Origin of the sequence: Caballeronia sordidicola, assembly GCF_000729995.1 — a bacterium.
In the GTDB taxonomy this organism is placed as follows: Bacteria; Pseudomonadota; Gammaproteobacteria; order Burkholderiales; family Burkholderiaceae; genus Caballeronia; species Caballeronia sordidicola_A.
The window spans coordinates 36,652-60,644 of the sequence record NZ_JNFG01000036.1 but is presented as its reverse complement, the minus strand read 5'-3'; the positions used below and the strand labels follow the sequence as shown (position 1 = coordinate 60,644).

Genomic DNA, 23,993 nt, shown 5'->3' with positions numbered 1-23,993 from the left:
GGCAAGTTTGGTCGGGTAGCGGGAAACATAGGCATCCGCTGCCGTCAGCCAGCGGTTGGTAGCGGCCAACCACCAAGCTTCTAGGCTCGTCGTCCCTCCCTGGACGTATGACGAGTCTCAGTCGGTGAACACCGGGTCGTGTCATCGAGGTATCCCGCCTCGGCAACGCCCGCCGTGATTCGGAGATCGTATGCAATATTCCTTCACCGAGAAGAAGCGTATTCGCAAGAGTTTCGCGAAACGCCCCATCGTTCACCAGGTTCCCTTCTTGCTGGCAACCCAGCTTGAATCATTCAGCACATTTCTGCAAGCCGAGACCATCGGGACTCAGCGCAAGGCAGAAGGACTGCAAGCAGCATTTTCATCGGTGTTCCCGATCGTTTCGCACAATGGTTTTGCGCGTCTCGAATTCGTCAGCTACATGCTCTCGCCGCCGGCGTTCAACATCAAGGAATGCCAGCAGCGTGGCCTGACGTACTGCTCCGCCTTGCGTGCCAAAGTGCGCCTGGTGCTGCTCGACAAGGAATCGCCGAGCAAGCCGGTCGTCAAGGAAGTGAAGGAACAGGAAGTCTACATGGGCGAAATGCCGCTCATGACGCCGACCGGTTCGTTCGTCATCAACGGTACGGAACGCGTGATCGTGTCCCAGCTGCACCGTTCGCCTGGCGTGTTCTTCGAGCACGACAAGGGCAAGACGCACAGCTCGGGCAAGCTGCTTTTCTCGGCTCGTATCATCCCTTACCGTGGTTCGTGGCTCGACTTCGAATTCGATCCGAAGGATGTGCTGTATTTCCGCGTCGACCGTCGCCGGAAAATGCCTGTGACGATCCTGCTGAAGGCCATTGGCCTGACGCCGGAACAGATCCTCGCGAACTTCTTCGTATTCGATAACTTCGCCTTGATGGGCGAAGGCGCGCAAATGGAATTCGTGCCGGAGCGCCTGCGCGGTGAAGTCGCGCGCTTCGACATCCAGGATCGCGAAGGCGCCGTCATCGTCCAGAAGGACAAGCGGATCAACGCGAAGCACATTCGTGACCTCGAAGCGGCAAAGACGAAGTTCATCTCGGTACCGGAAGACTATTTGCTCGGCCGCGTGCTGGCAAAGAATGTGGTCGACGGCGAAACGGGTGAAGTGATCGCGAACGCCAACGACGAGATCACCGAAATGGTGCTCGAGAAGCTGCGCGAATCGAAGGTCAAGGACATCCAGACGCTCTACACGAACGATCTGGATCAAGGTCCGTACATTTCGTCGACGCTGCGTATCGATGAAACCGCTGACCGCATGGCTGCACGTATCGCGATCTATCGCATGATGCGTCCGGGCGAACCGCCGACGGAAGAAGCCGTTGAAGCGCTGTTCAACCGCCTGTTCTACAGCGAAGACGCATACGACCTGTCGAAGGTAGGTCGTATGAAGTTCAACCGTCGCGTGGGCCGCGACGAGATCGTCGGCAAGATGACGCTGGAAGACGACGACATCCTCGCGACCATCAAGATTTTGGTCGAGCTGCGTAACGGCAAGGGCGAAGTCGATGACATCGATCACTTGGGCAATCGTCGTGTGCGTTGCGTAGGTGAGTTGGCTGAGAACCAGTTCCGCGCAGGCCTCGTGCGCGTGGAGCGGGCTGTGAAGGAACGTCTGGGTCAGGCTGAAAGCGAAAACCTGATGCCGCACGACCTGATCAACTCGAAGCCGATTTCATCGGCCATTCGTGAGTTCTTCGGTTCGTCGCAGTTGTCGCAGTTTATGGACCAGACGAATCCGTTGTCGGAAATCACCCACAAGCGCCGTGTTTCGGCTCTTGGACCGGGCGGTTTGACGCGTGAACGCGCAGGCTTTGAAGTCCGCGACGTGCACCCGACTCACTACGGCCGTGTGTGCCCGATTGAAACGCCGGAAGGTCCGAACATCGGGCTGATCAACTCGCTGGCGCTGTACGCGCACTTGAACGAATACGGTTTCCTCGAGACGCCGTATCGGAAAGTGGTCGACAGCAAGGTGACGGATCAGATCGATTATCTGTCGGCGATTGAAGAAGGCCGCTACGTGATCGCTCAGGCGAACGCGTCGCTGGGCGAAGGCGGCACGCTGACCGACGAGCTGGTTTCGTCGCGTGAAGCGGGCGAGACGCTGATGGTCACACCGGACCGCATCCAGTACATGGACGTGGCGCCCTCGCAGATCGTGTCCGTGGCTGCTTCGCTGATTCCGTTCCTTGAACACGATGACGCGAACCGCGCATTGATGGGCTCGAACATGCAGCGTCAGGCCGTTCCTTGCCTGCGTCCTGAAAAGGCTGTGGTCGGTACGGGTATTGAGCGTACGGTGGCGGTCGACTCGGGTACGACGGTTCAGGCGGAACGCGGCGGTATCGTCGATTACGTCGATGCTGGCCGTATCGTGATTCGCGTGAACGACGATGAAGCGGTTGCCGGCGAAGTCGGTGTCGACATCTACAACCTGATCAAGTACACGCGTTCGAACCAGAACACGAACATCAACCAGCGTCCGATCGTAAAGGTCGGCGACAAGGTGGGCCGTGGCGACGTCGTGGCCGACGGTGCATCGACTGATCTGGGCGAGCTCGCGCTTGGCCAGAACATGCTCGTCGCGTTCATGCCGTGGAACGGCTACAACTTCGAAGATTCGATCTTGATCTCGGAGAAGGTCGTTGCTGAAGATCGCTACACGTCGATCCACATCGAAGAACTGAATGTGGTTGCACGCGACACGAAGCTCGGACCGGAAGAAATCACGCGCGACATCTCGAACCTGGCTGAAGTGCAACTCGGCCGTCTCGATGAGTCGGGCATTGTCTACATTGGCGCTGAAGTGGAAGCGGGCGACGTGCTGGTCGGCAAGGTCACGCCGAAGGGCGAAACCCAGCTGACGCCGGAAGAAAAGCTGCTGCGCGCAATCTTCGGTGAGAAGGCGTCGGACGTGAAGGATACGTCGCTGCGCGTGCCGTCGGGCATGAGCGGCACGGTGATCGACGTGCAGGTTTTCACGCGCGAAGGCATTACGCGTGACAAGCGTGCACAGCAGATTATTGATGACGAACTGAAACGTTATCGCCTGGACTTGAACGATCAGCTGCGCATTGTGGAAGGCGACGCGTTCTCGCGTCTCGCCCGTATGCTCAACGGCAAGGTCGCGAACGGCGGTCCGAAGAAGCTGGCGAAGGGCACGAAGATCGACCTGCCGTACCTGGAAGATCTGGATCACTACCACTGGTTCGACATCCGCCTCGCGGACGAAGAAGCAGCGGCGCAGCTCGAAGCTATCAAGGACTCGATCGAACAAAAGCGTCACCAGTTCGATCTGGCGTTCGAAGAAAAGCGCAAGAAGCTGACGCAAGGCGACGAACTGCCGCCGGGCGTGCTGAAGATGGTCAAGGTGTACCTGGCTGTCAAGCGTCGTCTGCAACCGGGCGACAAGATGGCCGGCCGTCACGGTAACAAGGGTGTTGTGTCGAAGATCGTGCCGATCGAAGACATGCCGTACATGGCCGATGGCCGTCCGGCCGACGTCGTGCTGAATCCGCTCGGCGTGCCGTCACGGATGAACGTGGGTCAGATTCTCGAAGTGCATCTGGGCTGGGCCGCGAAGGGTCTGGGATGGCGTATCGGCGAAATGCTGCAGCGTCAGACCAAGATTGAAGAGCTGCGTGCGTTCCTGACCAAGATCTACAACGAGTCGGGCCGTAAGGAAGAGCTGGACAACTTCACTGACGACGAAATCGTCGAACTGGCGAAGAACCTGCGCGAAGGTGTTCCTTTTGCAACGCCGGTGTTCGACGGCGCGACGGAAGGCGAAATGGAACGTGCGCTGGATCTGGCGTTCCCTGACGACATCGCGAAGCAGTTGGGCATGACGAAGTCGAAGAATCAGGTGCAGTTGAGCGACGGCCGCACGGGTGAACCGTTCGAACGGACGGTCACGGTGGGCTACATGCATTACCTGAAACTGCATCACCTGGTCGACGACAAGATGCACGCTCGTTCGACTGGACCGTACTCGCTCGTCACGCAGCAGCCGCTGGGTGGTAAGGCGCAGTTCGGTGGCCAGCGTTTCGGTGAGATGGAAGTGTGGGCGCTCGAAGCATATGGCGCTTCGTACGTGCTGCAAGAAATGCTGACTGTTAAGTCGGATGACGTGGCGGGTCGTACCAAGGTGTATGAAAACCTGGTCAAGGGTGACCACGTGATCGACGCCGGCATGCCTGAGTCGTTCAATGTGTTGGTGAAGGAAATCCGGTCGCTCGGTATCGACATCGACCTGGACCGGAACTAATCGGACTACTGGAGAGACGCAATGAAAGCTCTGCTCGATCTATTCAAGCAAGTCCAACAACCTGAAGTTTTTGACGCGATCAAGATCGGTCTGGCCTCGCCGGACAAGATCCGGTCGTGGTCCTTCGGCGAAGTGAAGAAGCCTGAAACCATCAACTACCGGACCTTCAAGCCGGAACGCGATGGCCTGTTCTGCGCCAAGATTTTTGGCCCGATCAAGGACTATGAGTGCCTGTGCGGCAAGTACAAGCGCCTCAAGCACCGCGGCGTGATCTGCGAAAAGTGCGGCGTTGAAGTCACGCTCGCCAAGGTGCGTCGTGAACGGATGGGCCACATTGAACTGGCCTCGCCGGTTGCGCACATCTGGTTTTTGAAGTCGCTGCCGTCGCGTCTGGGCATGGTGCTCGACATGACGCTGCGCGACATCGAACGCGTGCTGTATTTCGAAGCGTACGTGGTGATCGAACCGGGCATGACGCCGCTGAAAGCGCGGCAGATCATGACGGAAGAGGATTACTACAATAAGGTCGAAGAATACGGCGACGAATTCCGTGCCGAGATGGGCGCGGAAGGCGTGCGTGAGTTGCTGCGCGCGATCAATATCGACGAACAGGTCGAAGTGCTGCGCACCGAACTCAAGAACACGGGTTCGGAAGCGAAGATCAAGAAATACGCGAAGCGCCTGAAAGTGCTTGAAGCATTCCAGCGTTCGGGCATCAAGCCGGACTGGATGGTGCTGGAAGTGCTGCCGGTGCTGCCGCCGGAACTGCGCCCGCTCGTGCCGCTGGACGGTGGCCGTTTCGCTACGTCCGACCTGAACGACTTGTATCGCCGCGTGATCAACCGTAACAACCGGTTGAAGCGTCTGCTCGAGTTGAAGGCGCCTGAAATCATCGTCCGTAACGAAAAGCGGATGCTGCAGGAAGCCGTCGATTCGCTGCTCGACAACGGTCGTCGCGGTAAGGCAATGACCGGCGCGAACAAGCGTCCGCTGAAGTCGCTCGCTGACATGATCAAGGGTAAGGGCGGTCGTTTCCGTCAGAACTTGCTCGGTAAGCGCGTTGACTATTCGGGCCGTTCGGTGATCGTGGTGGGCCCGACGCTCAAGCTGCATCAGTGCGGCCTGCCGAAGCTGATGGCACTCGAACTGTTCAAGCCTTTCATCTTCAACAAGCTGGAAGTGATGGGTGTTGCTACCACCATCAAGGCTGCGAAGAAGGAAGTCGAGAACCAGACGGCTGTTGTGTGGGATATTTTGGAAGAAGTGATCCGCGAACATCCGGTGATGCTGAACCGCGCGCCTACCCTTCACCGTCTTGGCATTCAGGCTTTCGAGCCGGTGCTGATCGAAGGTAAGGCTATTCAGCTGCATCCGCTCGTTTGCGCGGCGTTCAACGCCGACTTCGACGGTGACCAGATGGCTGTTCACGTGCCGCTGTCGCTGGAAGCGCAGATGGAAGCGCGCACGCTGATGCTGGCGTCGAACAACGTCCTGTTCCCGGCCAACGGCGATCCGTCGATCGTGCCGTCGCAGGATATTGTGCTGGGTCTTTACTACGCATCGCGTGAAGCGGTGAATGGCAAGGGCGAAGGCATGACGTTCACGGGCGTGTCGGAAGCGATCCGCGCGTACGAAAACAAGGAAGTCGAGCTGGCGTCGCGGGTGAATGTCCGGATTACGGAAAACATTCACAACCCGGATCAAAGCGAAGGTGCACCGAAGTTCGTGCCGAAGATCACGCTGTACGCAACCACCGTTGGACGTTCCATTCTTTCGGAAATTCTGCCGCCAGGACTGCCGTTCTCGGTGCTGAATCGACCGCTTAAGAAGAAGGAAATTTCGCGCCTGATCAACACGGCATTCCGCAAGTGCGGTCTGCGCGAAACGGTGATCTTCGCCGACCAGCTGATGCAGATGGGTTTCCGTCTTGCTACGCGCGCCGGTATTTCGATTTGCGTCGACGACATGCTCGTGCCGCCGCAGAAAGAACAGATCGTCGGCGATGCTGCCAAGAAGGTGAAGGAATACGACCGTCAGTACATGTCGGGTCTCGTTACCTCGCAAGAGCGCTACAACAATGTGGTCGACATTTGGTCGGCAACGTCGGAAGCGGTCGGCAAGGCGATGATGGAGCAGTTGGCTACGGAACCCGTGGTCGACCGCGACGGTAATCAGACGAAGCAGGAATCGTTCAACTCGATCTACATGATGGCCGACTCGGGCGCTCGTGGATCCGCTGTTCAGATTCGTCAGCTGGCCGGTATGCGTGGCCTGATGGCGAAGCCGGACGGCTCGATTATCGAGACGCCTATCACGGCGAATTTCCGTGAAGGCTTGAACGTGTTGCAGTACTTCATCTCGACGCACGGTGCACGTAAAGGCCTGGCCGATACGGCGTTGAAGACGGCGAACTCGGGTTACCTGACGCGTCGTCTCGTTGACGTGACGCAGGATCTGGTCGTGGTCGAAGACGATTGCGGCACGACGAACGGCGTGGCAATGAAGGCGTTGGTTGAAGGCGGCGAAGTTGTCGAAGCCTTGCGTGACCGGATTCTCGGCCGCGTGACGGTGGCGGACGTCGTCAATCCGGAATCGCAGGAAACGCTGTACGAATCGGGCACGTTGCTCGACGAAGACATGGTCGATGAAATCGAACGCCTGGGTATCGACGAAGTGCGCGTGCGCACGCCGTTGACCTGCGAAACGCGTTACGGCCTGTGCGCTTCGTGCTATGGCCGCGACCTGGGTCGTGGCTCGCGGGTGAACGTCGGCGAAGCGGTGGGTGTGATCGCTGCTCAGTCGATTGGTGAGCCGGGCACGCAGCTGACCATGCGTACGTTCCACATCGGTGGCGCGGCGTCACGTGCGGCGATCGCTTCGTCGGTGGAAGCGAAGTCGAACGGTACGGTGCGTTTCACGGCAACGATGCGTTACGTCACGAATGCGAAGGGCGAGCAGATCGTCATCTCGCGTTCGGGCGAGGCGATCATTGCCGACGACCTCGGTCGTGAGCGCGAACGTCACAAAATCCCGTACGGCGCAACGTTGCTGCAACTGGACGGCGCGCAGATCAAGGCTGGTGCACAACTGGCTCAATGGGATCCGTTGACCCGTCCGATCATCACCGAGTGGGGCGGTACGGTGAAGTTCGAAAACGTCGAAGAAGGCGTGACGGTGGCGAAGCAGATCGACGATGTGACGGGGCTTTCAACGCTCGTCGTGATCGACGTGAAGCGTCGCGGTTCGCAAGCGGCGAAGAGCGTTCGTCCGCAAGTGAAGCTGCTCGATGCGCAAGGCGAAGAAGTCAAGATCCCGAACACCGAGCATTCGGTGCAGATCGGCTTCCAGGTCGGCGCACTGATCACCGTGAAGGACGGTCAGCAAGTGCAGGTGGGTGAAGTGCTGGCACGTATCCCGGTTGAAGCGCAGAAGACGCGTGACATTACCGGTGGTCTGCCGCGTGTGGCCGAACTGTTCGAAGCGCGCTCGCCGAAGGACGCCGGCATTTTGGCGGAAGTCACGGGTACGACGTCGTTTGGTAAGGACACGAAGGGCAAGCAGCGTCTCGTTATTACCGACGTGGAAGGGGAACAGCACGAGTTCCTGATCACGAAGGAAAAGCAGGTGCTGGTGCACGATGGTCAGGTCGTCAACAAGGGCGAAATGATTGTTGATGGCCCGGCCGATCCGCACGACATTCTGCGTTTGCAGGGTATTGAAGCGCTGGCTCGCTACATCGTGGACGAAGTGCAGGACGTGTACCGTCTGCAGGGCGTGAAGATCAACGACAAGCATATCGAAGTGATCGTGCGTCAGATGTTGCGCCGCGTGCAGATCTCCGATAACGGCGATACGCGTTTCATCATGGGCGAACAAGTTGAGCGTTCGGACATGCTGGACGAGAACGACCGGATGGCTGCCGAAGACAAGATCCCTGCGACCTACGAGAACGTGCTGCTGGGTATTACGAAGGCATCGCTCTCGACCGATTCGTTCATCTCGGCAGCTTCGTTCCAGGAAACGACGCGCGTGTTGACCGAAGCGGCCATCATGGGCAAGCGCGACGATTTGCGCGGTCTGAAGGAAAACGTGATCGTCGGCCGTCTGATTCCGGCCGGTACAGGTCTCGCGTTCCACAAGGCACGCAAGAGCCGCGAGTTGTCGGATCGTCAACGCTTCGACCAGATTGCAGCGGAAGAATCGTTCGATTTCGGCACGCCTGAGGCTGCACCTGTCGCACCTGCAGAACAGCAACATCCAGCGGAGTAAGTTCTGGAGTTCGGGCCTTTTTCCAGGTCCGGGCTTTAACGACTGATCTGCTAGTACGAGAAGCCGCCCGGGTTATACCGGGCGGCTTTTTTTGCTCTATCGATTGGCTAACGTTGAGGCATTCGGCGGTCTTACGGCGCGGTCGTTGGTAAAATCGGGGCACTCACGCTCTGGCGCACTCCGTCTTCCCCATGTCCCGTTCGCTCGAAATTCTCAAGGAAGTATTTGGCTACCCCGTTTTCCGAGGGCAGCAGGGTGATATCGTCGATCATGTGGCCGCTGGCGGGGACTCGCTCGTGCTCATGCCGACCGGCGGCGGTAAGTCGCTGTGTTATCAGATTCCCGCTTTGTTAAGGCGTGAAGCCGGTTTCGGCGCTGGGATAGTTGTGTCGCCATTGATTGCGTTAATGCAGGATCAGGTGGCAGCCTTGAGAGAAGTCGGTGTGCGTGCTGCGTGCCTGAATTCCACGCTCACTGGCGCCGAAGCTGCTGCAACTGAGCGCGCGTTACGTAACGGGGAAATCGACCTGCTGTATGTCGCACCGGAGCGCCTGATGACGCCCCGTTTCCTCGAGTTGATCGAGAGCGTGCGCATTGGCTTGTTTGCCATCGACGAAGCGCATTGCGTGTCGCAATGGGGGCACGATTTCCGGCCGGAATATATCCAGCTGTCAGTGCTGCATGAGCGGTTTCCATCGGTGCCGCGGATCGCGCTGACGGCCACCGCCGACGCCATCACGCGCGATGAAATCGTGCATCGCCTGGCGTTGGATGATGCCCGCATTTTCGTCTCCAGCTTTGACCGTCCGAACATTCGGTATCGGATCGTGGAGAAGGACAACGCGCGGGCGCAATTGCTGGATTTCATTCGCGCCGAGCATACGAACCCGGACAAAACCACTGACGCTGGCGTGATCTATTGCCTGTCGCGGCGCAAGGTGGAGGAAACCGCGGACTGGCTTAAGAGCCAAGGCGTGCGTGCGCTCCCGTATCACGCGGGCATGGAGTACGAAATCCGCCAGCGGCATCAGGAAATGTTCAAGCGCGAAGAGGGCATCGTGATGTGCGCGACGATCGCTTTCGGCATGGGTATCGATAAACCGGACGTGCGGTTCGTGGCGCATCTGGATCTACCGAAGAGCGTGGAAGGCTATTACCAGGAAACCGGGCGCGCGGGCCGTGACGGCATGCCGGCGAACGCGTGGATGGCGTACGGCCTTGGCGACGTGGTGCAGCAGCGCAAGATGATCGACGAGTCCGACGCGGACGATACCCACAAGCGCGTGCAAGGCGGCAAGCTCGACGCGCTGCTTGGTCTTTGCGAAGCGGCGTCGTGCCGGCGTGTGCGCTTGCTGGGTTATTTTGGTGAGGCCAGCCAGCCGTGCGGCAATTGCGATACCTGCCTCGAGCCGCCTGAATCGTGGGATGCGACCCGCGAGGCGCAGATGGCGCTGTCTTGCGTGTACCGGGCGCATAAAGCCAGTGGGTACCATTTCGGCGCGGGTCATCTAATCGACATTCTGCGTGGTAGCCGGTCTGAGAAACTGCTTCAGCGCGGTCATGAAAAATTGTCTACGTTCGGACTGGGCGCGGCGTTGTCCGAGCAGGAATGGCGCGCGGTGTTTCGCCAATTGGTCGCGTTCGGCTACCTCGCTGTCGACCATGACGGATTCGGTGCGCTGATCCTCACTGAGGCAAGCAAGGCCGTGCTCAAGGGCGAGCAGAACGTGACGCTCCGAAAGTACGTGAAGCCGACGCGCACGAGGCAGTCGTCGAGCCGAACCGGCGAACGTGCGGATCCCACGGCGGGCATGTCGCCACGCATCAAGGCGCGCTGGGAACGCTTGCGCGCTTGGCGCGCGAGCATGGCGAAAAGCGATGGCGTGCCAGCCTACGTTATTTTCCACGACGCGACGCTCGCCGAGATCGCGCGCAATGAGCCCGATTCCATTGAAGATCTCAGCCAGATCCCGGGGATCGGTGCGCGGAAACTCGAGCGTTTCGGCGACGAATTGCTCGAAGTCGTTGGCGCGAACTAACTTTTAACGGTCTGATCACCCTGAGCGACACCCAAGCTGTTGACCGCATTGGGAATTTCAGACTATGATGCTAGGTTCTCGTTCTTGGATCTGCTAAGAGGTATGCCCTCGGGTTTTCCTCGCATGCACGAACAAGAGCTGGAGTGCTCGATGCGCAGTCCGTTTTGCTTTGCCCGAAACGGGAGCGTCGATTTTTATCAATTCAGGAATAGACAATGCCAACCATCAATCAATTGGTTCGCAAAGGCCGCGCTTCAGAAACAGTGAAGAGCAAGTCGCCGGCTTTGCAGGACTGCCCGCAGCGTCGCGGCGTGTGCACTCGCGTGTACACGACGACGCCGAAGAAGCCGAACTCGGCACTTCGTAAAGTTGCAAAAGTTCGTCTGACGAACGGTTTCGAAGTTATTTCGTACATCGGTGGTGAAGGCCACAACCTGCAGGAACACTCGGTCGTGCTGATTCGCGGCGGTCGTGTGAAAGACTTGCCGGGTGTGCGTTACCACATGGTTCGCGGCTCGCTGGATACCCAGGGCGTCAAGGACCGTAAGCAAGCTCGCTCGAAGTATGGTGCGAAGCGCGCTAAGGCCAAGTAAATTTTTGCTGGTCGAGTTGTACGTGATTCATACAGGTTGCCCTTAACGGGGCGTTCAAGCGGTGGTGCCGGAAGTGCCGGTGCTGTCGAGTAAGTGGTCACCCGGCCAAGCTGGTTAGTCGTAGCAATGCGCAGAGCAGTACGCACGAAATTGCGCGTTTAGATGGATCGGGTTTGTTGGTGACCGCGGGGCTTGTGCAAAAAAAGCACGGCTCCAACTGAAAAATCAAAGGAAGAAACATGCCGCGTCGTCGCGAAGTCCCCAAACGGGACATTTTGCCGGATCCGAAATTCGGCAACGTAGATGTAGCCAAGTTCATGAACGTGATCATGCTGTCGGGCAAGAAGTCGGTTGCCGAGCGTATCGTTTATGGTGCTTTTGAACAGATCCAGACCAAGGGTGGCAAGGACCCGCTGGAAGTGTTCACGGGTGCGCTCAACAACGTGAAGCCGGTGGTCGAAGTGAAGAGCCGTCGCGTTGGTGGTGCGAACTATCAAGTTCCAGTCGAAGTGCGTCCGTCGCGTCGTATGGCATTGGCGATGCGTTGGTTGCGCGAAGCTGCGAAGAAGCGCAGCGAGAAGTCGATGGCCCTGCGTCTCGCAGGTGAGCTTTCGGAAGCCGCGGAAGGCCGTGGCGGCGCGATGAAGAAGCGCGACGAAGTTCACCGGATGGCAGAAGCCAATAAGGCGTTCTCGCACTTCCGCTTCTAAGGCTGTTTTTAGGCCTCCCGACCTGGGACGAACGGAAAAACCTCCGGGCGGGTGCGCTTACAAAGCGCCTCGCCCGTTTGTGTTAGGGCGCAACCGGCATGTGTCGGTCGCGTCGACCCAATTAAGGATTCAAAGTGGCTCGCAAGACACCTATCGAGCGCTACCGTAATATCGGTATTAGCGCTCACATCGACGCCGGCAAAACGACGACGACCGAGCGCATCCTGTTTTATACGGGCGTGAACCACAAAATCGGTGAAGTTCACGACGGCGCAGCAACGATGGACTGGATGGAGCAGGAGCAGGAGCGCGGCATCACCATCACGTCGGCAGCAACGACGGCCTTCTGGAAAGGCATGGCTGGCGACCGCCCCGAGCACCGCATCAACATCATCGACACCCCGGGACACGTTGACTTCACCATTGAAGTTGAGCGTTCCATGCGTGTGCTCGACGGTGCGTGCATGGTTTATTGCGCTGTGGGCGGCGTTCAGCCCCAGTCGGAAACCGTATGGCGCCAGGCTAACAAGTACAAGGTTCCCCGTCTCGCGTTCATCAACAAGATGGACCGTACCGGCGCGAACTTCTTCAAGGTCTATGACCAGCTCAAGCTGCGTCTGAAGGCGAACCCCGTTCCTGTCGTAGTGCCAATTGGCGCGGAAGAGACGTTCACGGGCGTGGTCGACCTGATCAAGATGAAGGCGATCATTTGGGATGAAGCGTCCCAAGGCACCAAGTTCTCGTACGAAGAAATCCCGGCTGAGCTGAAGGATACGTGCGACGAATGGCGTGAAAAGATGGTTGAAGCCGCGGCTGAAGCCAACGAAGAAATGATGAACAAGTACCTCGAAACGGGCGAATTGTCCGAAGAGGAAATTGTGAAGGGTCTTCGTGATCGTACGATTGCTTGCGAAATCCAGCCAATGCTGTGCGGCACCGCGTTCAAGAACAAGGGCGTGCAACGCATGTTGGATGCTGTGCTCGACTTCCTGCCGTCACCTATCGACATTCCGCCGGTTTTGGGCGAACTGGAAGACGGCGCGCGCGAAGAGCGTCGTGCAGCTGACGACGAAAAGTTCTCAGCACTCGCGTTCAAGATCATGACGGACCCGTTTGTCGGCCAGTTGATCTTCTTCCGCGTGTACTCGGGTACGACCAAGTCGGGCGAAACGCTACTGAACGCGACCAAGGACAAGAAAGAACGTCTCGGCCGTATTCTGCTGATGCACGCAAACCAGCGCGAAGAAATCAAGGAAGTGCACGCCGGCGACATCGCCGCTGCGGTTGGCTTGAAAGACGCAACCACGGGCGACACGCTGTGCGATCCGGCACATCCGATCGTTCTGGAACGGATGATTTTCCCGGAGCCGGTGATTTCGCAGGCAGTGGAACCGAAGACGAAACCTGACCAGGAAAAGATGGGCCTCGCGCTCAACCGCCTGGCTCAGGAAGACCCGTCGTTCCGCGTTCAGACCGACGAAGAGTCGGGCCAGACCATCATTTCGGGTATGGGCGAGCTGCACCTGGAAATCCTGGTTGACCGCATGCGTCGTGAGTTCGGCGTTGAAGCAACCGTTGGCAAGCCGCAAGTCGCGTATCGTGAAACGATCCGTGGCAAGGCGGAAGACGTCGATGGCAAGTTCGTCAAGCAGTCGGGCGGACGCGGCCAGTATGGCCACGTTGTCATTACACTTGAGCCGAATGAGCAGGGCAAAGGCTACGAGTTCCTGGACGAGATCAAGGGCGGCGTGATTCCGCGCGAGTACATCCCGGCGGTGGACAAGGGCATTATTGAAACGCTGAAGGCTGGCGTGCTGGCAGGCTTCCCGGTGGTGGACGTCAAGGTTCACCTGACGTTCGGTTCGTACCACGACGTTGACTCGAACGAAAATGCGTTCCGCATGGCCGGTTCGATGGCGTTCAAGGACGCAATGCGCAAGGCGAGCCCGGTCATCCTCGAACCGATGATGGCTGTCGAAGTCGAAACGCCGGAAGACTACATGGGCAACGTGATGGGCGACCTGTCGAGCCGTCGCGGTATCGTCCAGGGTATGGAAGACATGATTGGCGGCGGCAAGATCGTGCGCGCTGAAGTCCCGCTGTCGGAAATGTTCGGCTACTCGACGTCGCTGCGTTCGGCGACGCAAGGTCGCGCTACGTACACGATGGAATTCAAGCACTATTCTGAAGCTCCGCGAAACGTGGCAGAAGCGATCATCAACGCGAAATCCAAGTAATTCGGTAAGCCAAAAGTCTTTAACCGATCAACATATTTGAAAGAAGGTAATCATGGCAAAAGGTAAATTCGAACGGACCAAGCCGCACGTCAACGTAGGCACGATTGGTCACGTCGACCATGGCAAGACCACGCTGACGGCAGCAATCGCGACGGTGTTGTCGAAGAAGTTCGGCGGCGAAGCGAAGGCGTATGACCAGATCGATGCGGCGCCGGAAGAAAAGGCACGTGGCATTACGATCAACACGGCCCACGTCGAGTACGAAACGGCAGCGCGTCACTACGCGCACGTTGACTGCCCGGGACACGCCGACTATGTGAAGAACATGATTACGGGTGCAGCGCAGATGGACGGCGCGATCCTGGTGTGTTCGGCGGCCGACGGCCCGATGCCGCAAACGCGTGAGCACATCCTGTTGGCTCGTCAGGTTGGCGTGCCGTACATCATCGTGTTCCTGAACAAGTGCGACATGGTGGACGACGCCGAGTTGCTGGAACTGGTTGAAATGGAAGTGCGTGAGCTTCTGGTGAAGTATGACTTCCCGGGCGACGAAACGCCGATCATCAAGGGTTCGGCCAAACTGGCGCTGGAAGGCGACACGGGCGAACTGGGCGAAGTGGCGATCATGAACCTGGCCGACGCACTGGACACGTACATCCCGACGCCGGAACGCGCAATTGACGGTTCGTTCCTGATGCCGGTGGAAGACGTGTTCTCGATCTCGGGTCGCGGCACGGTGGTGACGGGTCGTATCGAGCGCGGTGTGGTGAAGGTTGGCGAAGAAATCGAAATCATCGGCATCAAGCCGACGGTGAAGACGACGTGCACGGGCGTGGAAATGTTCCGGAAGCTCCTGGACCAAGGTCAAGCGGGCGACAACGTGGGTATTTTGCTGCGCGGCACGAAGCGTGAAGACGTGGAACGTGGCCAGGTGTTGGCCAAGCCGGGTTCGATCACGCCGCACACGCACTTCACGGCTGAAGTGTATGTGTTGAGCAAGGACGAAGGCGGTCGTCACACGCCGTTCTTCAACAACTATCGCCCGCAGTTCTACTTCCGTACCACGGACGTAACGGGTTCGATCGAGTTGCCGAAGGACAAGGAAATGGTCATGCCGGGCGACAACGTGTCGATCACGGTGAAGCTGATCGCTCCGATCGCGATGGAAGAAGGTCTGCGCTTCGCTATCCGTGAAGGCGGTCGTACCGTCGGCGCTGGTGTCGTGGCCAAGGTTCTGGCGTAAAATCCTGAGCTTGCTTCAAAAAAGCTGTAGTTCGTAGTCGTGCCCGGAGCCGGGCGCACGTACCTTACGCGTGCCCGGCTCCATGCTCTTTTACCAAATCGACGGTGCAACACCGTCTCGTTCTTTCAAGGAATTGTCATGGCAAACCAGAAAATCCGCATTCGCCTGAAGGCTTTCGACTATCGTCTGATCGATCAATCGGCAGCTGAAATCGTCGATACGGCTAAGCGGACTGGCGCAATCGTACGTGGTCCGGTGCCGCTGCCGACCCGTATCCAACGTTTTGACATCCTGCGTTCGCCGCACGTCAACAAGACGTCGCGCGATCAGCTCGAAATCCGCACTCACCAACGCCTGATGGACATCGTCGATCCGACGGACAAGACCGTCGACGCGTTGATGAAGCTCGACCTGCCGGCTGGCGTCGATGTGGAAATCAAGTTGCAATAAGTTTCACCCGGCGTTGCGCTCGCGAGGAGCGACGCTAAGTCTTTGATTGCTTGCGGAAAACGAAAAGCCTTGTTATACTCCAAGGCTTTTCGCGCATTTGCGCAAAAAAGTCGGTGTGATTCTTATGGATCAACCGGCATTTTGTAAATCAGCCCCGACCAATCGCAGTTGGGAATGGAGAAAACGATGAGCCTTGGACTCGTAGGTCGCAAGGTTGGCATGACCCGTATCTTTACGCCTGAAGGGGATTCGATTCCCGTCACCGTATTGGACGTGTCGGACAACCGAGTGACGCAGATCAAGTCTGTAGAAACGGATGGATACATCGCCGTTCAAGTTGCATTCGGCACTCGCCGCGCATCGCGCGTGACGAAGCCGCTGGCAGGTCACCTTGCCAAAGCCGGCGTACAAGCTGGTGAAGTTCTCAAAGAATTCCAAATCGATTCCGCTAAGGCTGCCGAGCTGTCGAACGGTACTGTGATCGGTACGGACATCTTCGAAGTGGGCCAGAAAGTCGACGTGCAAGGCGTGTCGATCGGTAAGGGCTACGCCGGTACCATCAAGCGCCACAACTTCAAATCTGGTCGCGCCTCGCACGGTAACTCGCGTTCGCATAACGTCCCTGGTTCGATCGGTATGGCGCAGGATCCGGGTCGTGTTTTCCCGGGTAAGCGCATGACGGGTCACATGGGCGACGAAACGGTTACGGTGCAAAACCTCGTGATCGCTCGTATCGACACCGACCGTCATCTGTTGCTGGTCCGTGGCGCTGTTCCTGGTGCCAAGGGCGGTAAGGTCTTCGTGACGCCGGCTGTCAAGGCTCGCGCTGTGAAAGGAGCGAAATAATGGAACTTAAGCTCCTGAGCGCCAATGGTCAGGAAGGCACGGGTGTTAACGCATCGGACGTCGTGTTCGGTCGCGATTACAACGAAGCCCTGATCCATCAGGTCGTCACGGCCTATCAAGCCAACGCACGTAGCGGTAACCGCGCGCAGAAGGATCGTGAGCAAGTCAAGCACACGACCAAGAAGCCGTGGCGTCAAAAGGGTACGGGCCGCGCTCGTGCCGGTATGTCGTCGAGCCCGTTGTGGCGCGGCGGTGGCCGGATCTTCCCGAATTCGCCGGAAGAAAACTTTTCGCACAAGGTCAACAAGAAGATGCATCGCGCAGGTCTCTGCTCGATCTATTCGCAGCTGGCTCGCGAAGGTCGCATCGTGGTCGTCGACGAGATGACCCTTGAAGCGCCGAAGACCAAGCTGTTGGCCGAAAAATTCAAGGCAATGGGTCTGGAGTCTGTCCTGGTTATCACTGACACGGTCGACGAAAACCTGTACCTCGCGTCGCGCAATCTGGCCCACGTGGCCGTTGTCGAGCCGCGTTACGCCGACCCGCTCTCGTTGATCTACTTCAAGAAGATCGTGATTACGAAGGCTGCGGTCGCCCAGATCGAGGAGTTGCTGTCATGAGCGAGATTCGCAAGAACGATCATCGTTTGATGCAGGTCCTGCTCGCGCCGGTGATCTCCGAAAAGGCGACACTGGTGGCCGACAAGAACGAGCAGGTTGTGTTCGAAGTCGCGCCCGATGCCACGAAGCAGGAAGTCAAGGCTGCTGTCGAGCTGCTGTTCAAGGTAGAAGTCAATTCCGTCAACGTGCTGGTCACGAAGGGTAAAGCCAAGCGCTTTGGCCGCTTCATGGGCAAGCGCAAGGACGTGAAGAAGGCGTATGTCTGCCTGAAGCCCGGCCAGGAAATCAACTTTGAAGCGGAGGCCAAGTAATCATGGCAATCGTAAAAGTTAAGCCGACTTCGCCGGGTCGCCGCGCGATGGTCAAGGTGGTCAACAAGGATCTGTACAAGGGCAAGCCGCACGCAGCGCTGCTCGACGCACAATCCGTGACCGCCGGCCGGAACAACTCCGGTCGCATCACGACGCGCCACAAAGGTGGCGGTCATAAGCAGCACTACCGTCTGGTCGATTTCCGTCGCAACAAGGACGGCATTCCGGCAAAGATCGAACGTCTTGAGTACGATCCGAACCGTAGCGCGAACATCGCGCTGGTTCTGTACGCAGACGGCGAGCGCAAGTACATCATCGCTCCGAAGGGCGCGACGGTGGGTCAATCGTTGATGTCTGGTTCGGAAGCGCCGATCCGCTCGGGTAACACCCTGCCGATCCGCAACATTCCGGTCGGTACGACGATTCACTGCGTCGAGATGTTGCCGGGCAAGGGCGCGCAAATGGCGCGTTCGGCTGGTACGTCCGCGATGCTGCTGGCTCGCGAAGGCACGTACGCTCAGGTTCGCCTGCGTTCGGGTGAAATTCGCCGTGTGCACGTTGAGTGCCGCGCGACGATTGGTGAAGTTGGCAACGAAGAGCATAGCCTCCGTCAAATCGGTAAGGCTGGTGCTAACCGCTGGCGCGGTATCCGCCCGACGGTGCGTGGCGTTGCAATGAACCCGGTCGATCACCCGCACGGTGGTGGTGAAGGTAAGACGGCAGCAGGTCGCGATCCGGTCAGCCCGTGGGGAACCCCGGCCAAGGGTTATCGCACCCGCAGCAACAAGCGCACGACGACGATGATCGTTCAGCGCCGTCACAAGCGCTAAGGAGTAAGCAATGGCACGTTCTGTTAAAAAAGGTCCGTTCTGCGACGCTCATTTGCTGAAGAAGGTTGAGGCTGCCGCAGCTGCGCGTGACAAGAAGCCGATCAAGACCTGGTCGCGTCGTTCGACGATCCTCCCGGACTTTATCGGTCTGACGATCGCCGTCCATAACGGCCGTCAACACGTCCCGGTTTATGTTTCGGAAAACATGGTCGGCCACAAACTTGGCGAGTTCGCATTGACCCGTACGTTCAAGGGTCATGCAGCCGACAAGAAGGCCAAGAAATAAGGGGCTATCAAGATGGAAGTAAAAGCTATTCATCGCGGTGCCCGCATCTCGGCGCAGAAAACGCGCCTTGTGGCTGACCAGATCCGTGGTTTGCCGGTCGACAAGGCGTTGAACGTTCTTACGTTCTCGCCGAAGAAGGCGGCGGGTATTGTCAAGAAGGTCGTGCTGTCAGCGATCGCGAATGCGGAACACAACGAAGGCGCCGACATCGACGAGCTCAAAGTAACGAGCATCATGGTCGACAAGGCCGCTTCCCTGAAGCGATTCACCGCGCGCGCAAAAGGCCGTGGTAACCGCATTGAGAAGCAATCCTGTCACATCACTGTGACAGTCGGGAATTAAGGAGCCATACGATGGGACAAAAAATTCATCCGACAGGCTTCCGTCTGGCTGTCAGCCGAAATTGGGCGTCGCGTTGGTACGCGAACAACACCAATTTCGCATCGATGCTGCAGGAAGACATCGGCGTTCGTGAATACCTGAAGAAGAAGCTGAAAAACGCTTCGGTGGGTCGGGTTGTCATCGAGCGTCCGGCGAAGAATGCACGTATCACGATTTACAGCTCGCGTCCGGGTGTAGTGATCGGCAAGAAGGGTGAGGATATCGAACTGTTGAAGACGGAACTGCAACGCCGCATGGGCGTTCCGGTCCACGTCAACATCGAAGAAATCCGTAAGCCGGAAACCGATGCGCAACTGATCGCCGACTCGATCACGCAACAACTCGAGCGTCGGATCATGTTCCGCCGCGCGATGAAGCGTGCGATGCAAAACGCCATGCGTCTGGGTGCTCAAGGCATCAAGATCATGAGCGCCGGCCGGTTGAACGGTATCGAAATCGCTCGTACGGAATGGTATCGCGAAGGTCGCGTTCCGCTTCACACGTTGCGTGCTGATATCGACTACGCGACCTCGGAAGCGAAGACGACCTACGGCATCATCGGCGTGAAAGTGTGGGTCTACAAGGGCGACACGCTGGGCCGCAACGATGCACCGGTGGTCGAAGAAGTAGCCGAAGACAAGCGTCCGCGCCGCAACGCACGTCCGGGTGGCGATCGCCGTCCGCGTCGTGATGGTGAAGGTGGTGGTCCGGCAAACGCAGGTGCGCGCCGTGGCGCAGGCGCTCCCCGTCGTGCTGGCGGTGCCGGCGGCGACGGGAAGACTGGAGAATAACGATGCTGCAACCGAAACGCAGAAAGTATCGCAAAGAGCAGAAGGGTCGTAACACCGGCAAGGCGACGCGCGGCAACGCGGTGTCGTTCGGTGAATATGGTCTGAAAGCTATCGGTCGCGGCCGTTTGACCGCGCGCCAAATCGAAGCGGCGCGTCGTGCAATGACGCGTCACATTAAACGTGGCGGCCGTATCTGGATCCGCATTTTCCCGGACAAGCCGATCTCGCAAAAGCCGGCTGAAGTACGGATGGGTAACGGTAAAGGTAACCCTGAGTACTACGTCGCAGAGATTCAACCGGGCAAGATGTTGTATGAAATGGACGGTGTTACTGAAGAGTTGGCACGTGAAGCGTTCCGTCTGGCTGCAGCTAAGCTGCCGCTGAAGACGTACTTCGTTTCACGCCAGCTCGGCGCCTAAGGAGCAATGATGAAGGCTTCCGAACTTCACCAGAAAGACCAGGCTGGGCTCAATCAAGAGCTGACGGACCTGCTGAAGGCGCAATTCGGCCTGCGCATGCAACTCGCGACCCAGCAATTGACCAACAACAGTCAATTGAAGAAGGTTCGTCGCGACATCGCTCGTGTGCGGACCGTCCTGACTGAGAAGGCGAACCAGAAATGAACGATAGCGTAAAAACCTCGCTCAAGCGGACGCTGGTCGGCAAGGTCGTCAGCAACAAGATGGAAAAGACGGTCACCGTGCTGGTCGAGCATCGCGTAAAGCACCCGATCTACGGCAAGTATGTCGTGCGGTCGAAGAAGTACCACGCTCACGACGACGCGAACACGTACAACGAAGGTGATCTCGTCGAGATCCAGGAAACGCGTCCGATTTCCAAGACGAAGGCCTGGGTTGTGTCGAAGTTGCTTGAGTCGGCGCGCGTCATCTAAGCGTCAAAAGCAGTGCAGAAGCGGTAAAAGAAGTATCGCAGTAACTTTCGCTTGCCAGACCGAAATTATGCGTTATAATTTCGGTCTTCCCTCTTTGTGGGAGCCCCATCGCGGGCGAAGTTGGTGGGGGAAGCCAGTGCAGGCGCCAAGCTTGTGCTGACAGATTCACCGGATTGCGATGGCGGGTTTCGTCTGCCCTCGCTGCCTGTTCTAACCCAAGCAGCCACCAGGCTGACGGGACCAAGACTGACCGGGTGCGCCATGGTGGCGTAACTGGATTAAGTTGGGAATGAAAAACCATGATTCAGACCGAAACTCGGCTTGAAGTTGCCGACAACACGGGTGCACGTGAAGTGTTGTGCATCAAGGTGCTCGGCGGCTCGAAGCGTCGTTACGCTAGCATTGGCGACATCATCAAGGTGACCGTCAAAGAAGCAACGCCGCGCGGACGCGTGAAGAAGGGCGAAATCTACAACGCCGTGGTCGTTCGTACGGCCAAGGGCGTGCGCCGCCAGGACGGCTCGCTGATCAAGTTCGACGGTAATGCCGCCGTACTTTTGAATGCCAAGCTCGAGCCTATCGGTACGCGTATTTTCGGACCGGTTACGCGTGAATTGCGTAGTGAACGATTTATGAAGATCGTTTCGCTCGCGCCGGAAGTGCTGTAAGGAGTCGCGATGAACAAGATTCGCAAAGGTGACGAGGTTCTCGTCATCACTGGCAAAGACAAAGGCAAGCGCGGTATCGTGCTGCTCGTTGGCGAAGATCGTGTGACGGTCGAGGGTATCAACCTCGTCAAGAAGCACGTCAAGCCGAACCCGATGAAGGGTACGACGGGTGGCGTAGAAGCCAAGACGATGCCCTTGCATATTTCGAACGTCGCATTGGTCGACGCGAATGGCAAGGCGTCGCGTGTGGGCATCAAGGTCGAGAACGACAAGAAGGTACGCTTCTTGAAGTCGACCGGTGCCACGCTTAGCGTCTGACGCGGAGTAATAAATGGCACGTCTGCATGAGTTTTATAAAGAGAAAGTTGTACCCGGCCTCGTTGAGAAGTTCGGCTACAAGTCCGTAATGGAAGTGCCGCGCATCACCAAGATCACCCTGAACATGGGTCTTGGCGAAGCCGTCGCCGACAAGAAGATCATCGAAAACGCCGTTGGCGACCTGACGAAGATTGCCGGCCAAAAGCCGGTTATCACGAAGGCACGCAAGGCTATCGCTGGCTTCAAGATTCGTCAGGGCTACCCGATCGGCGCGATGGTTACGCTGCGCGGCCAGGCCATGTACGAATTTCTCGATCGTTTCGTGACGGTTGCGCTCCCCCGGGTTCGTGACTTCCGCGGTGTATCGGGTCGGGCGTTCGACGGTCGCGGCAACTACAACATCGGTGTGAAAGAGCAGATCATTTTCCCCGAGATCGATTACGACAAGATCGACGCGCTTCGTGGGCTGAACATCAGCATCACGACGACCGCGAAGACTGACGATGAAGCAAAGGCACTGCTCGCCAGCTTCAAGTTCCCGTTCAGAAACTGAGGTTACCGTGGCTAAACTGGCACTGATCGAACGTGAAAAGAAGCGTGCTCGCCTGGCTGCAAAGTACGCTCCCAAGCGTACGGCGCTGAAGGCGGTCATTGATGACGCGAGCAAGTCGGACGAAGAGCGTTATGCCGCTCGTCTCGAACTGCAACAACTGCCCCGCAACTCGAACCCCACTCGCAAGCGTAACCGTTGCGCGATCACGGGTCGTCCGCGTGGCACGTTCCGCAAATTCGGATTGGCACGCAGCAAGATTCGCGAAATCGCTTTCCGCGGCGAAATCCCTGGCCTGACCAAGGCGAGCTGGTAATAGGAGATATCTAAATGAGTATGAGTGATCCTATCGCCGATATGCTGACTCGCATCCGCAATGCGCAGATGGTTGAGAAAGTGTCGGTGACAATGCCCTCGTCAAAAGTCAAGGTTGCGATTGCGCAGGTTTTGAAGGACGAAGGTTATATCGACGATTTCGCAGTGAAGTCTGAAGGTGCGAAGTCGGAATTAAATATCGCGTTGAAGTACTACGCTGGCCGTCCGGTTATCGAGCGCATTGAACGCGTTTCGAAGCCTGGTCTGCGTGTGTATCGCGGTCGTAACGACATTCCGGTTGTGATGAACGGTCTTGGCGTTGCAATCGTGTCGACGCCCCAGGGTGTGATGACCGACCGCAAGGCGCGCCAGACCGGCGTCGGCGGCGAAGTCCTCTGCTACGTCGCTTAAGCCGAAAAGGAGAAGAAACATGTCTCGAGTAGGTAAAAGCCCGATTACGCTGCCGCAAGGCGCGGAAGTGGCCTTTAGCGGCGAAGTAATCACCGTCAAGGGCCCGCTGGGTACGGTTACGCAAGCGGCTAATCCGCTTGTTACGGTAGCAAACGACAACGGCACGCTCAACTTCGCCCCGGCTGATGAAAGCCGTGAAGCGAATGCGATGTCGGGCACGATGCGCGCCCTCGTGGCGAACATGGTGAATGGCGTTACGAAGGGTTTCGAGCGCAAGCTGACGCTGGTTGGCGTTGGTTATCGCGCGCAGGCGCAGGGCGACAAGCTGAATCTGTCGCTGGGTTTCTCGCACCCCGTGGTGCATGCGATGCCGGAAGGCGTCAAAGTTGAAACCCCGACGCAAACCGAAATCGTGATCAAGGGGATCGACAAGCAGAAAGTTGGCCAGGTCGCTGCGGAAGTTCGCGGTTACCGTCCGCCGGAGCCCTACAAGGGCAAGGGCGTGCGCTACTTCGGCGAAGTCGTCATCCTCAAAGAAACGAAGAAGAAGTAAGGGTGCGCAATCATGGATAAGACTCAATCTCGCCTGCGCCGCGCTAAACAGACGCGCGTCAAGATCGCTGAGCTGCAGGTCGCACGTCTGGCTGTGCATCGCACGAACACGCATATCTATGCGCAAGTGTTCTCGGCATGCGGCACCAAGGTGCTGGCAAGCGCGTCGACGCTCGAAGCTGAAGTGCGTGCCGAACTGGCCGACAAGTCCGGCAAGGGCGGCAACGTCAACGCTGCGATCGCTGTCGGTAAGCGTATTGCTGAAAAAGCCAAGGCAGCCGGCGTCGAATCCGTCGCCTTCGACCGTTCAGGTTTCCGTTACCACGGCCGCGTGAAAGCGCTGGCTGATGCGGCACGCGAAGCCGGACTCAAGTTCTAAGGGAA

25 protein-coding genes are annotated in these 23,993 nt (G+C 58.0%); all 25 read left to right on the top strand.

Annotation, left to right across the window (positions count from 1 at the left end):
- Positions 1-190: 190 nt before the first annotated feature.
- The 25 genes from rpoB (at position 191) to rplR (ending at position 23,988) form a co-directional block, all read left to right on the top strand.
- Entirely contained in the window at positions 191-4,297 is a 4,107-nt protein-coding gene (gene rpoB, locus FH08_RS0128340) for a DNA-directed RNA polymerase subunit beta (protein ID WP_031361591.1), read from the top strand.
- 21 nt (positions 4,298-4,318) lie between these two features.
- The gene (gene rpoC / locus FH08_RS0128335) at positions 4,319-8,566 is read left to right on the top strand and encodes a DNA-directed RNA polymerase subunit beta' (RefSeq protein WP_031361590.1); all 4,248 of its coding nucleotides are present in this window, start codon (positions 4,319-4,321) and stop codon (positions 8,564-8,566) included.
- Positions 8,567-8,757: 191 nt separating this feature from the next.
- Complete coding sequence (recQ, locus tag FH08_RS0128330) at positions 8,758-10,605, top strand: DNA helicase RecQ (protein WP_031361589.1); 1,848 nt, start codon at positions 8,758-8,760, stop codon at positions 10,603-10,605.
- 215 nt (positions 10,606-10,820) lie between these two features.
- Complete coding sequence (rpsL, locus tag FH08_RS0128325; RefSeq protein ID WP_031361588.1) at positions 10,821-11,198, top strand: 30S ribosomal protein S12; 378 nt, start codon at positions 10,821-10,823, stop codon at positions 11,196-11,198.
- Between the two features lie 239 nt (positions 11,199-11,437).
- Entirely contained in the window at positions 11,438-11,908 is a 471-nt protein-coding gene (gene rpsG / locus FH08_RS0128320) for a 30S ribosomal protein S7 (protein WP_031361587.1), read from the top strand.
- A 134-nt stretch (positions 11,909-12,042) separates the two neighbouring features.
- Entirely contained in the window at positions 12,043-14,145 is a 2,103-nt protein-coding gene (fusA, locus tag FH08_RS0128315; RefSeq protein ID WP_031361586.1) for an elongation factor G, read from the top strand.
- 52 nt (positions 14,146-14,197) lie between these two features.
- Complete coding sequence (gene tuf / locus FH08_RS0128310) at positions 14,198-15,388, top strand: elongation factor Tu (protein ID WP_031361585.1); 1,191 nt, start codon at positions 14,198-14,200, stop codon at positions 15,386-15,388.
- A 138-nt stretch (positions 15,389-15,526) separates the two neighbouring features.
- Complete coding sequence (gene rpsJ / locus FH08_RS0128305; protein ID WP_031361584.1) at positions 15,527-15,838, top strand: 30S ribosomal protein S10; 312 nt, start codon at positions 15,527-15,529, stop codon at positions 15,836-15,838.
- 186 nt (positions 15,839-16,024) lie between these two features.
- Entirely contained in the window at positions 16,025-16,684 is a 660-nt protein-coding gene (rplC, locus tag FH08_RS0128300) for a 50S ribosomal protein L3 (protein ID WP_031361583.1), read from the top strand.
- Entirely contained in the window at positions 16,684-17,304 is a 621-nt protein-coding gene (rplD, locus tag FH08_RS0128295; RefSeq protein WP_031361582.1) for a 50S ribosomal protein L4, read from the top strand. Before rplC ends, rplD begins: the two co-directional genes overlap by 1 nt.
- Entirely contained in the window at positions 17,301-17,615 is a 315-nt protein-coding gene (gene rplW, locus FH08_RS0128290) for a 50S ribosomal protein L23 (protein WP_031361581.1), read from the top strand. The genes rplD and rplW overlap by 4 nt, the downstream gene beginning before the upstream one ends.
- 2 nt (positions 17,616-17,617) lie before the next feature.
- On the top strand, positions 17,618-18,445 hold the full coding sequence (rplB, locus tag FH08_RS0128285) for a 50S ribosomal protein L2 (RefSeq protein ID WP_031361580.1): 828 nt from the start codon (positions 17,618-17,620) through the stop codon (positions 18,443-18,445).
- A 10-nt stretch (positions 18,446-18,455) separates the two neighbouring features.
- Entirely contained in the window at positions 18,456-18,731 is a 276-nt protein-coding gene (rpsS, locus tag FH08_RS0128280; protein ID WP_031361579.1) for a 30S ribosomal protein S19, read from the top strand.
- A 12-nt stretch (positions 18,732-18,743) separates the two neighbouring features.
- Entirely contained in the window at positions 18,744-19,073 is a 330-nt protein-coding gene (gene rplV, locus FH08_RS0128275) for a 50S ribosomal protein L22 (protein ID WP_031361578.1), read from the top strand.
- Positions 19,074-19,084: 11 nt separating this feature from the next.
- Complete coding sequence (rpsC, locus tag FH08_RS0128270) at positions 19,085-19,903, top strand: 30S ribosomal protein S3 (protein ID WP_031361577.1); 819 nt, start codon at positions 19,085-19,087, stop codon at positions 19,901-19,903.
- 2 nt (positions 19,904-19,905) lie between these two features.
- Positions 19,906-20,322: a 50S ribosomal protein L16 gene (gene rplP / locus FH08_RS0128265; RefSeq protein ID WP_031361576.1), complete on the top strand. Its 417-nt coding sequence runs from the start codon at positions 19,906-19,908 to the stop codon at positions 20,320-20,322.
- Positions 20,323-20,331: 9 nt separating this feature from the next.
- Complete coding sequence (rpmC, locus tag FH08_RS0128260; RefSeq protein WP_031361575.1) at positions 20,332-20,526, top strand: 50S ribosomal protein L29; 195 nt, start codon at positions 20,332-20,334, stop codon at positions 20,524-20,526.
- Positions 20,523-20,795 carry a 30S ribosomal protein S17 gene (gene rpsQ / locus FH08_RS0128255; protein WP_031361574.1) on the top strand — a complete coding sequence of 91 codons (273 nt, stop codon included), beginning with the start codon at positions 20,523-20,525 and terminating at the stop codon, positions 20,793-20,795. Before rpmC ends, rpsQ begins: the two co-directional genes overlap by 4 nt.
- Before the next feature lie 299 nt (positions 20,796-21,094).
- On the top strand, positions 21,095-21,463 hold the full coding sequence (gene rplN / locus FH08_RS0128250; protein ID WP_031361573.1) for a 50S ribosomal protein L14: 369 nt from the start codon (positions 21,095-21,097) through the stop codon (positions 21,461-21,463).
- A 9-nt stretch (positions 21,464-21,472) separates the two neighbouring features.
- Positions 21,473-21,781, top strand: coding sequence for a 50S ribosomal protein L24 (rplX, locus tag FH08_RS0128245; protein ID WP_031361572.1), 309 nt, complete (start codon positions 21,473-21,475; stop codon positions 21,779-21,781).
- 13 nt (positions 21,782-21,794) lie between these two features.
- The gene (gene rplE / locus FH08_RS0128240; protein WP_031361571.1) at positions 21,795-22,334 is read left to right on the top strand and encodes a 50S ribosomal protein L5; all 540 of its coding nucleotides are present in this window, start codon (positions 21,795-21,797) and stop codon (positions 22,332-22,334) included.
- A gap of 7 nt (positions 22,335-22,341) precedes the next feature.
- Positions 22,342-22,647, top strand: coding sequence for a 30S ribosomal protein S14 (gene rpsN / locus FH08_RS0128235; protein ID WP_031361570.1), 306 nt, complete (start codon positions 22,342-22,344; stop codon positions 22,645-22,647).
- A 14-nt stretch (positions 22,648-22,661) separates the two neighbouring features.
- Positions 22,662-23,057: a 30S ribosomal protein S8 gene (rpsH, locus tag FH08_RS0128230; RefSeq protein ID WP_031361569.1), complete on the top strand. Its 396-nt coding sequence runs from the start codon at positions 22,662-22,664 to the stop codon at positions 23,055-23,057.
- Between the two features lie 19 nt (positions 23,058-23,076).
- On the top strand, positions 23,077-23,610 hold the full coding sequence (gene rplF / locus FH08_RS0128225) for a 50S ribosomal protein L6 (RefSeq protein WP_031361568.1): 534 nt from the start codon (positions 23,077-23,079) through the stop codon (positions 23,608-23,610).
- 12 nt (positions 23,611-23,622) lie between these two features.
- Positions 23,623-23,988: a 50S ribosomal protein L18 gene (rplR, locus tag FH08_RS0128220; protein WP_031361567.1), complete on the top strand. Its 366-nt coding sequence runs from the start codon at positions 23,623-23,625 to the stop codon at positions 23,986-23,988.
- Positions 23,989-23,993: the final 5 nt, after the last annotated feature.

Excerpts from the sequence above, each read along its gene's own strand:
- rplR (WP_031361567.1), top strand. The coding sequence starts at position 23,623 with ATGGATAAGACTCAATCTCGCCTGCGCCGCGCTAAACAGACGCGCGTC.
- rplN (WP_031361573.1), top strand. The coding sequence starts at position 21,095 with ATGATTCAGACCGAAACTCGGCTTGAAGTTGCCGACAACACGGGTGCA.
- rplV (WP_031361578.1), top strand. The coding sequence starts at position 18,744 with ATGGAAGTAAAAGCTATTCATCGCGGTGCCCGCATCTCGGCGCAGAAA.
- rplF (WP_031361568.1), top strand. The coding sequence starts at position 23,077 with ATGTCTCGAGTAGGTAAAAGCCCGATTACGCTGCCGCAAGGCGCGGAA.
- rpsL (WP_031361588.1), top strand. The coding sequence starts at position 10,821 with ATGCCAACCATCAATCAATTGGTTCGCAAAGGCCGCGCTTCAGAAACA.
- rplB (WP_031361580.1), top strand. The coding sequence starts at position 17,618 with ATGGCAATCGTAAAAGTTAAGCCGACTTCGCCGGGTCGCCGCGCGATG.
- rplW (WP_031361581.1), top strand. The coding sequence starts at position 17,301 with ATGAGCGAGATTCGCAAGAACGATCATCGTTTGATGCAGGTCCTGCTC.
- rpsQ (WP_031361574.1), top strand. The coding sequence starts at position 20,523 with ATGAACGATAGCGTAAAAACCTCGCTCAAGCGGACGCTGGTCGGCAAG.
- rpsS (WP_031361579.1), top strand. The coding sequence starts at position 18,456 with ATGGCACGTTCTGTTAAAAAAGGTCCGTTCTGCGACGCTCATTTGCTG.
- rplE (WP_031361571.1), top strand. The coding sequence starts at position 21,795 with ATGGCACGTCTGCATGAGTTTTATAAAGAGAAAGTTGTACCCGGCCTC.
- rpsC (WP_031361577.1), top strand. The coding sequence starts at position 19,085 with ATGGGACAAAAAATTCATCCGACAGGCTTCCGTCTGGCTGTCAGCCGA.
- rpoC (WP_031361590.1), top strand. The coding sequence starts at position 4,319 with ATGAAAGCTCTGCTCGATCTATTCAAGCAAGTCCAACAACCTGAAGTT.
- rpsJ (WP_031361584.1), top strand. The coding sequence starts at position 15,527 with ATGGCAAACCAGAAAATCCGCATTCGCCTGAAGGCTTTCGACTATCGT.
- rplC (WP_031361583.1), top strand. The coding sequence starts at position 16,025 with ATGAGCCTTGGACTCGTAGGTCGCAAGGTTGGCATGACCCGTATCTTT.
- tuf (WP_031361585.1), top strand. The coding sequence starts at position 14,198 with ATGGCAAAAGGTAAATTCGAACGGACCAAGCCGCACGTCAACGTAGGC.
- rplX (WP_031361572.1), top strand. The coding sequence starts at position 21,473 with ATGAACAAGATTCGCAAAGGTGACGAGGTTCTCGTCATCACTGGCAAA.
- rpmC (WP_031361575.1), top strand. The coding sequence starts at position 20,332 with ATGAAGGCTTCCGAACTTCACCAGAAAGACCAGGCTGGGCTCAATCAA.
- recQ (WP_031361589.1), top strand. The coding sequence starts at position 8,758 with ATGTCCCGTTCGCTCGAAATTCTCAAGGAAGTATTTGGCTACCCCGTT.
- rplP (WP_031361576.1), top strand. The coding sequence starts at position 19,906 with ATGCTGCAACCGAAACGCAGAAAGTATCGCAAAGAGCAGAAGGGTCGT.
- rplD (WP_031361582.1), top strand. The coding sequence starts at position 16,684 with ATGGAACTTAAGCTCCTGAGCGCCAATGGTCAGGAAGGCACGGGTGTT.
- rpsG (WP_031361587.1), top strand. The coding sequence starts at position 11,438 with ATGCCGCGTCGTCGCGAAGTCCCCAAACGGGACATTTTGCCGGATCCG.
- rpoB (WP_031361591.1), top strand. The coding sequence starts at position 191 with ATGCAATATTCCTTCACCGAGAAGAAGCGTATTCGCAAGAGTTTCGCG.
- rpsH (WP_031361569.1), top strand. The coding sequence starts at position 22,662 with ATGAGTATGAGTGATCCTATCGCCGATATGCTGACTCGCATCCGCAAT.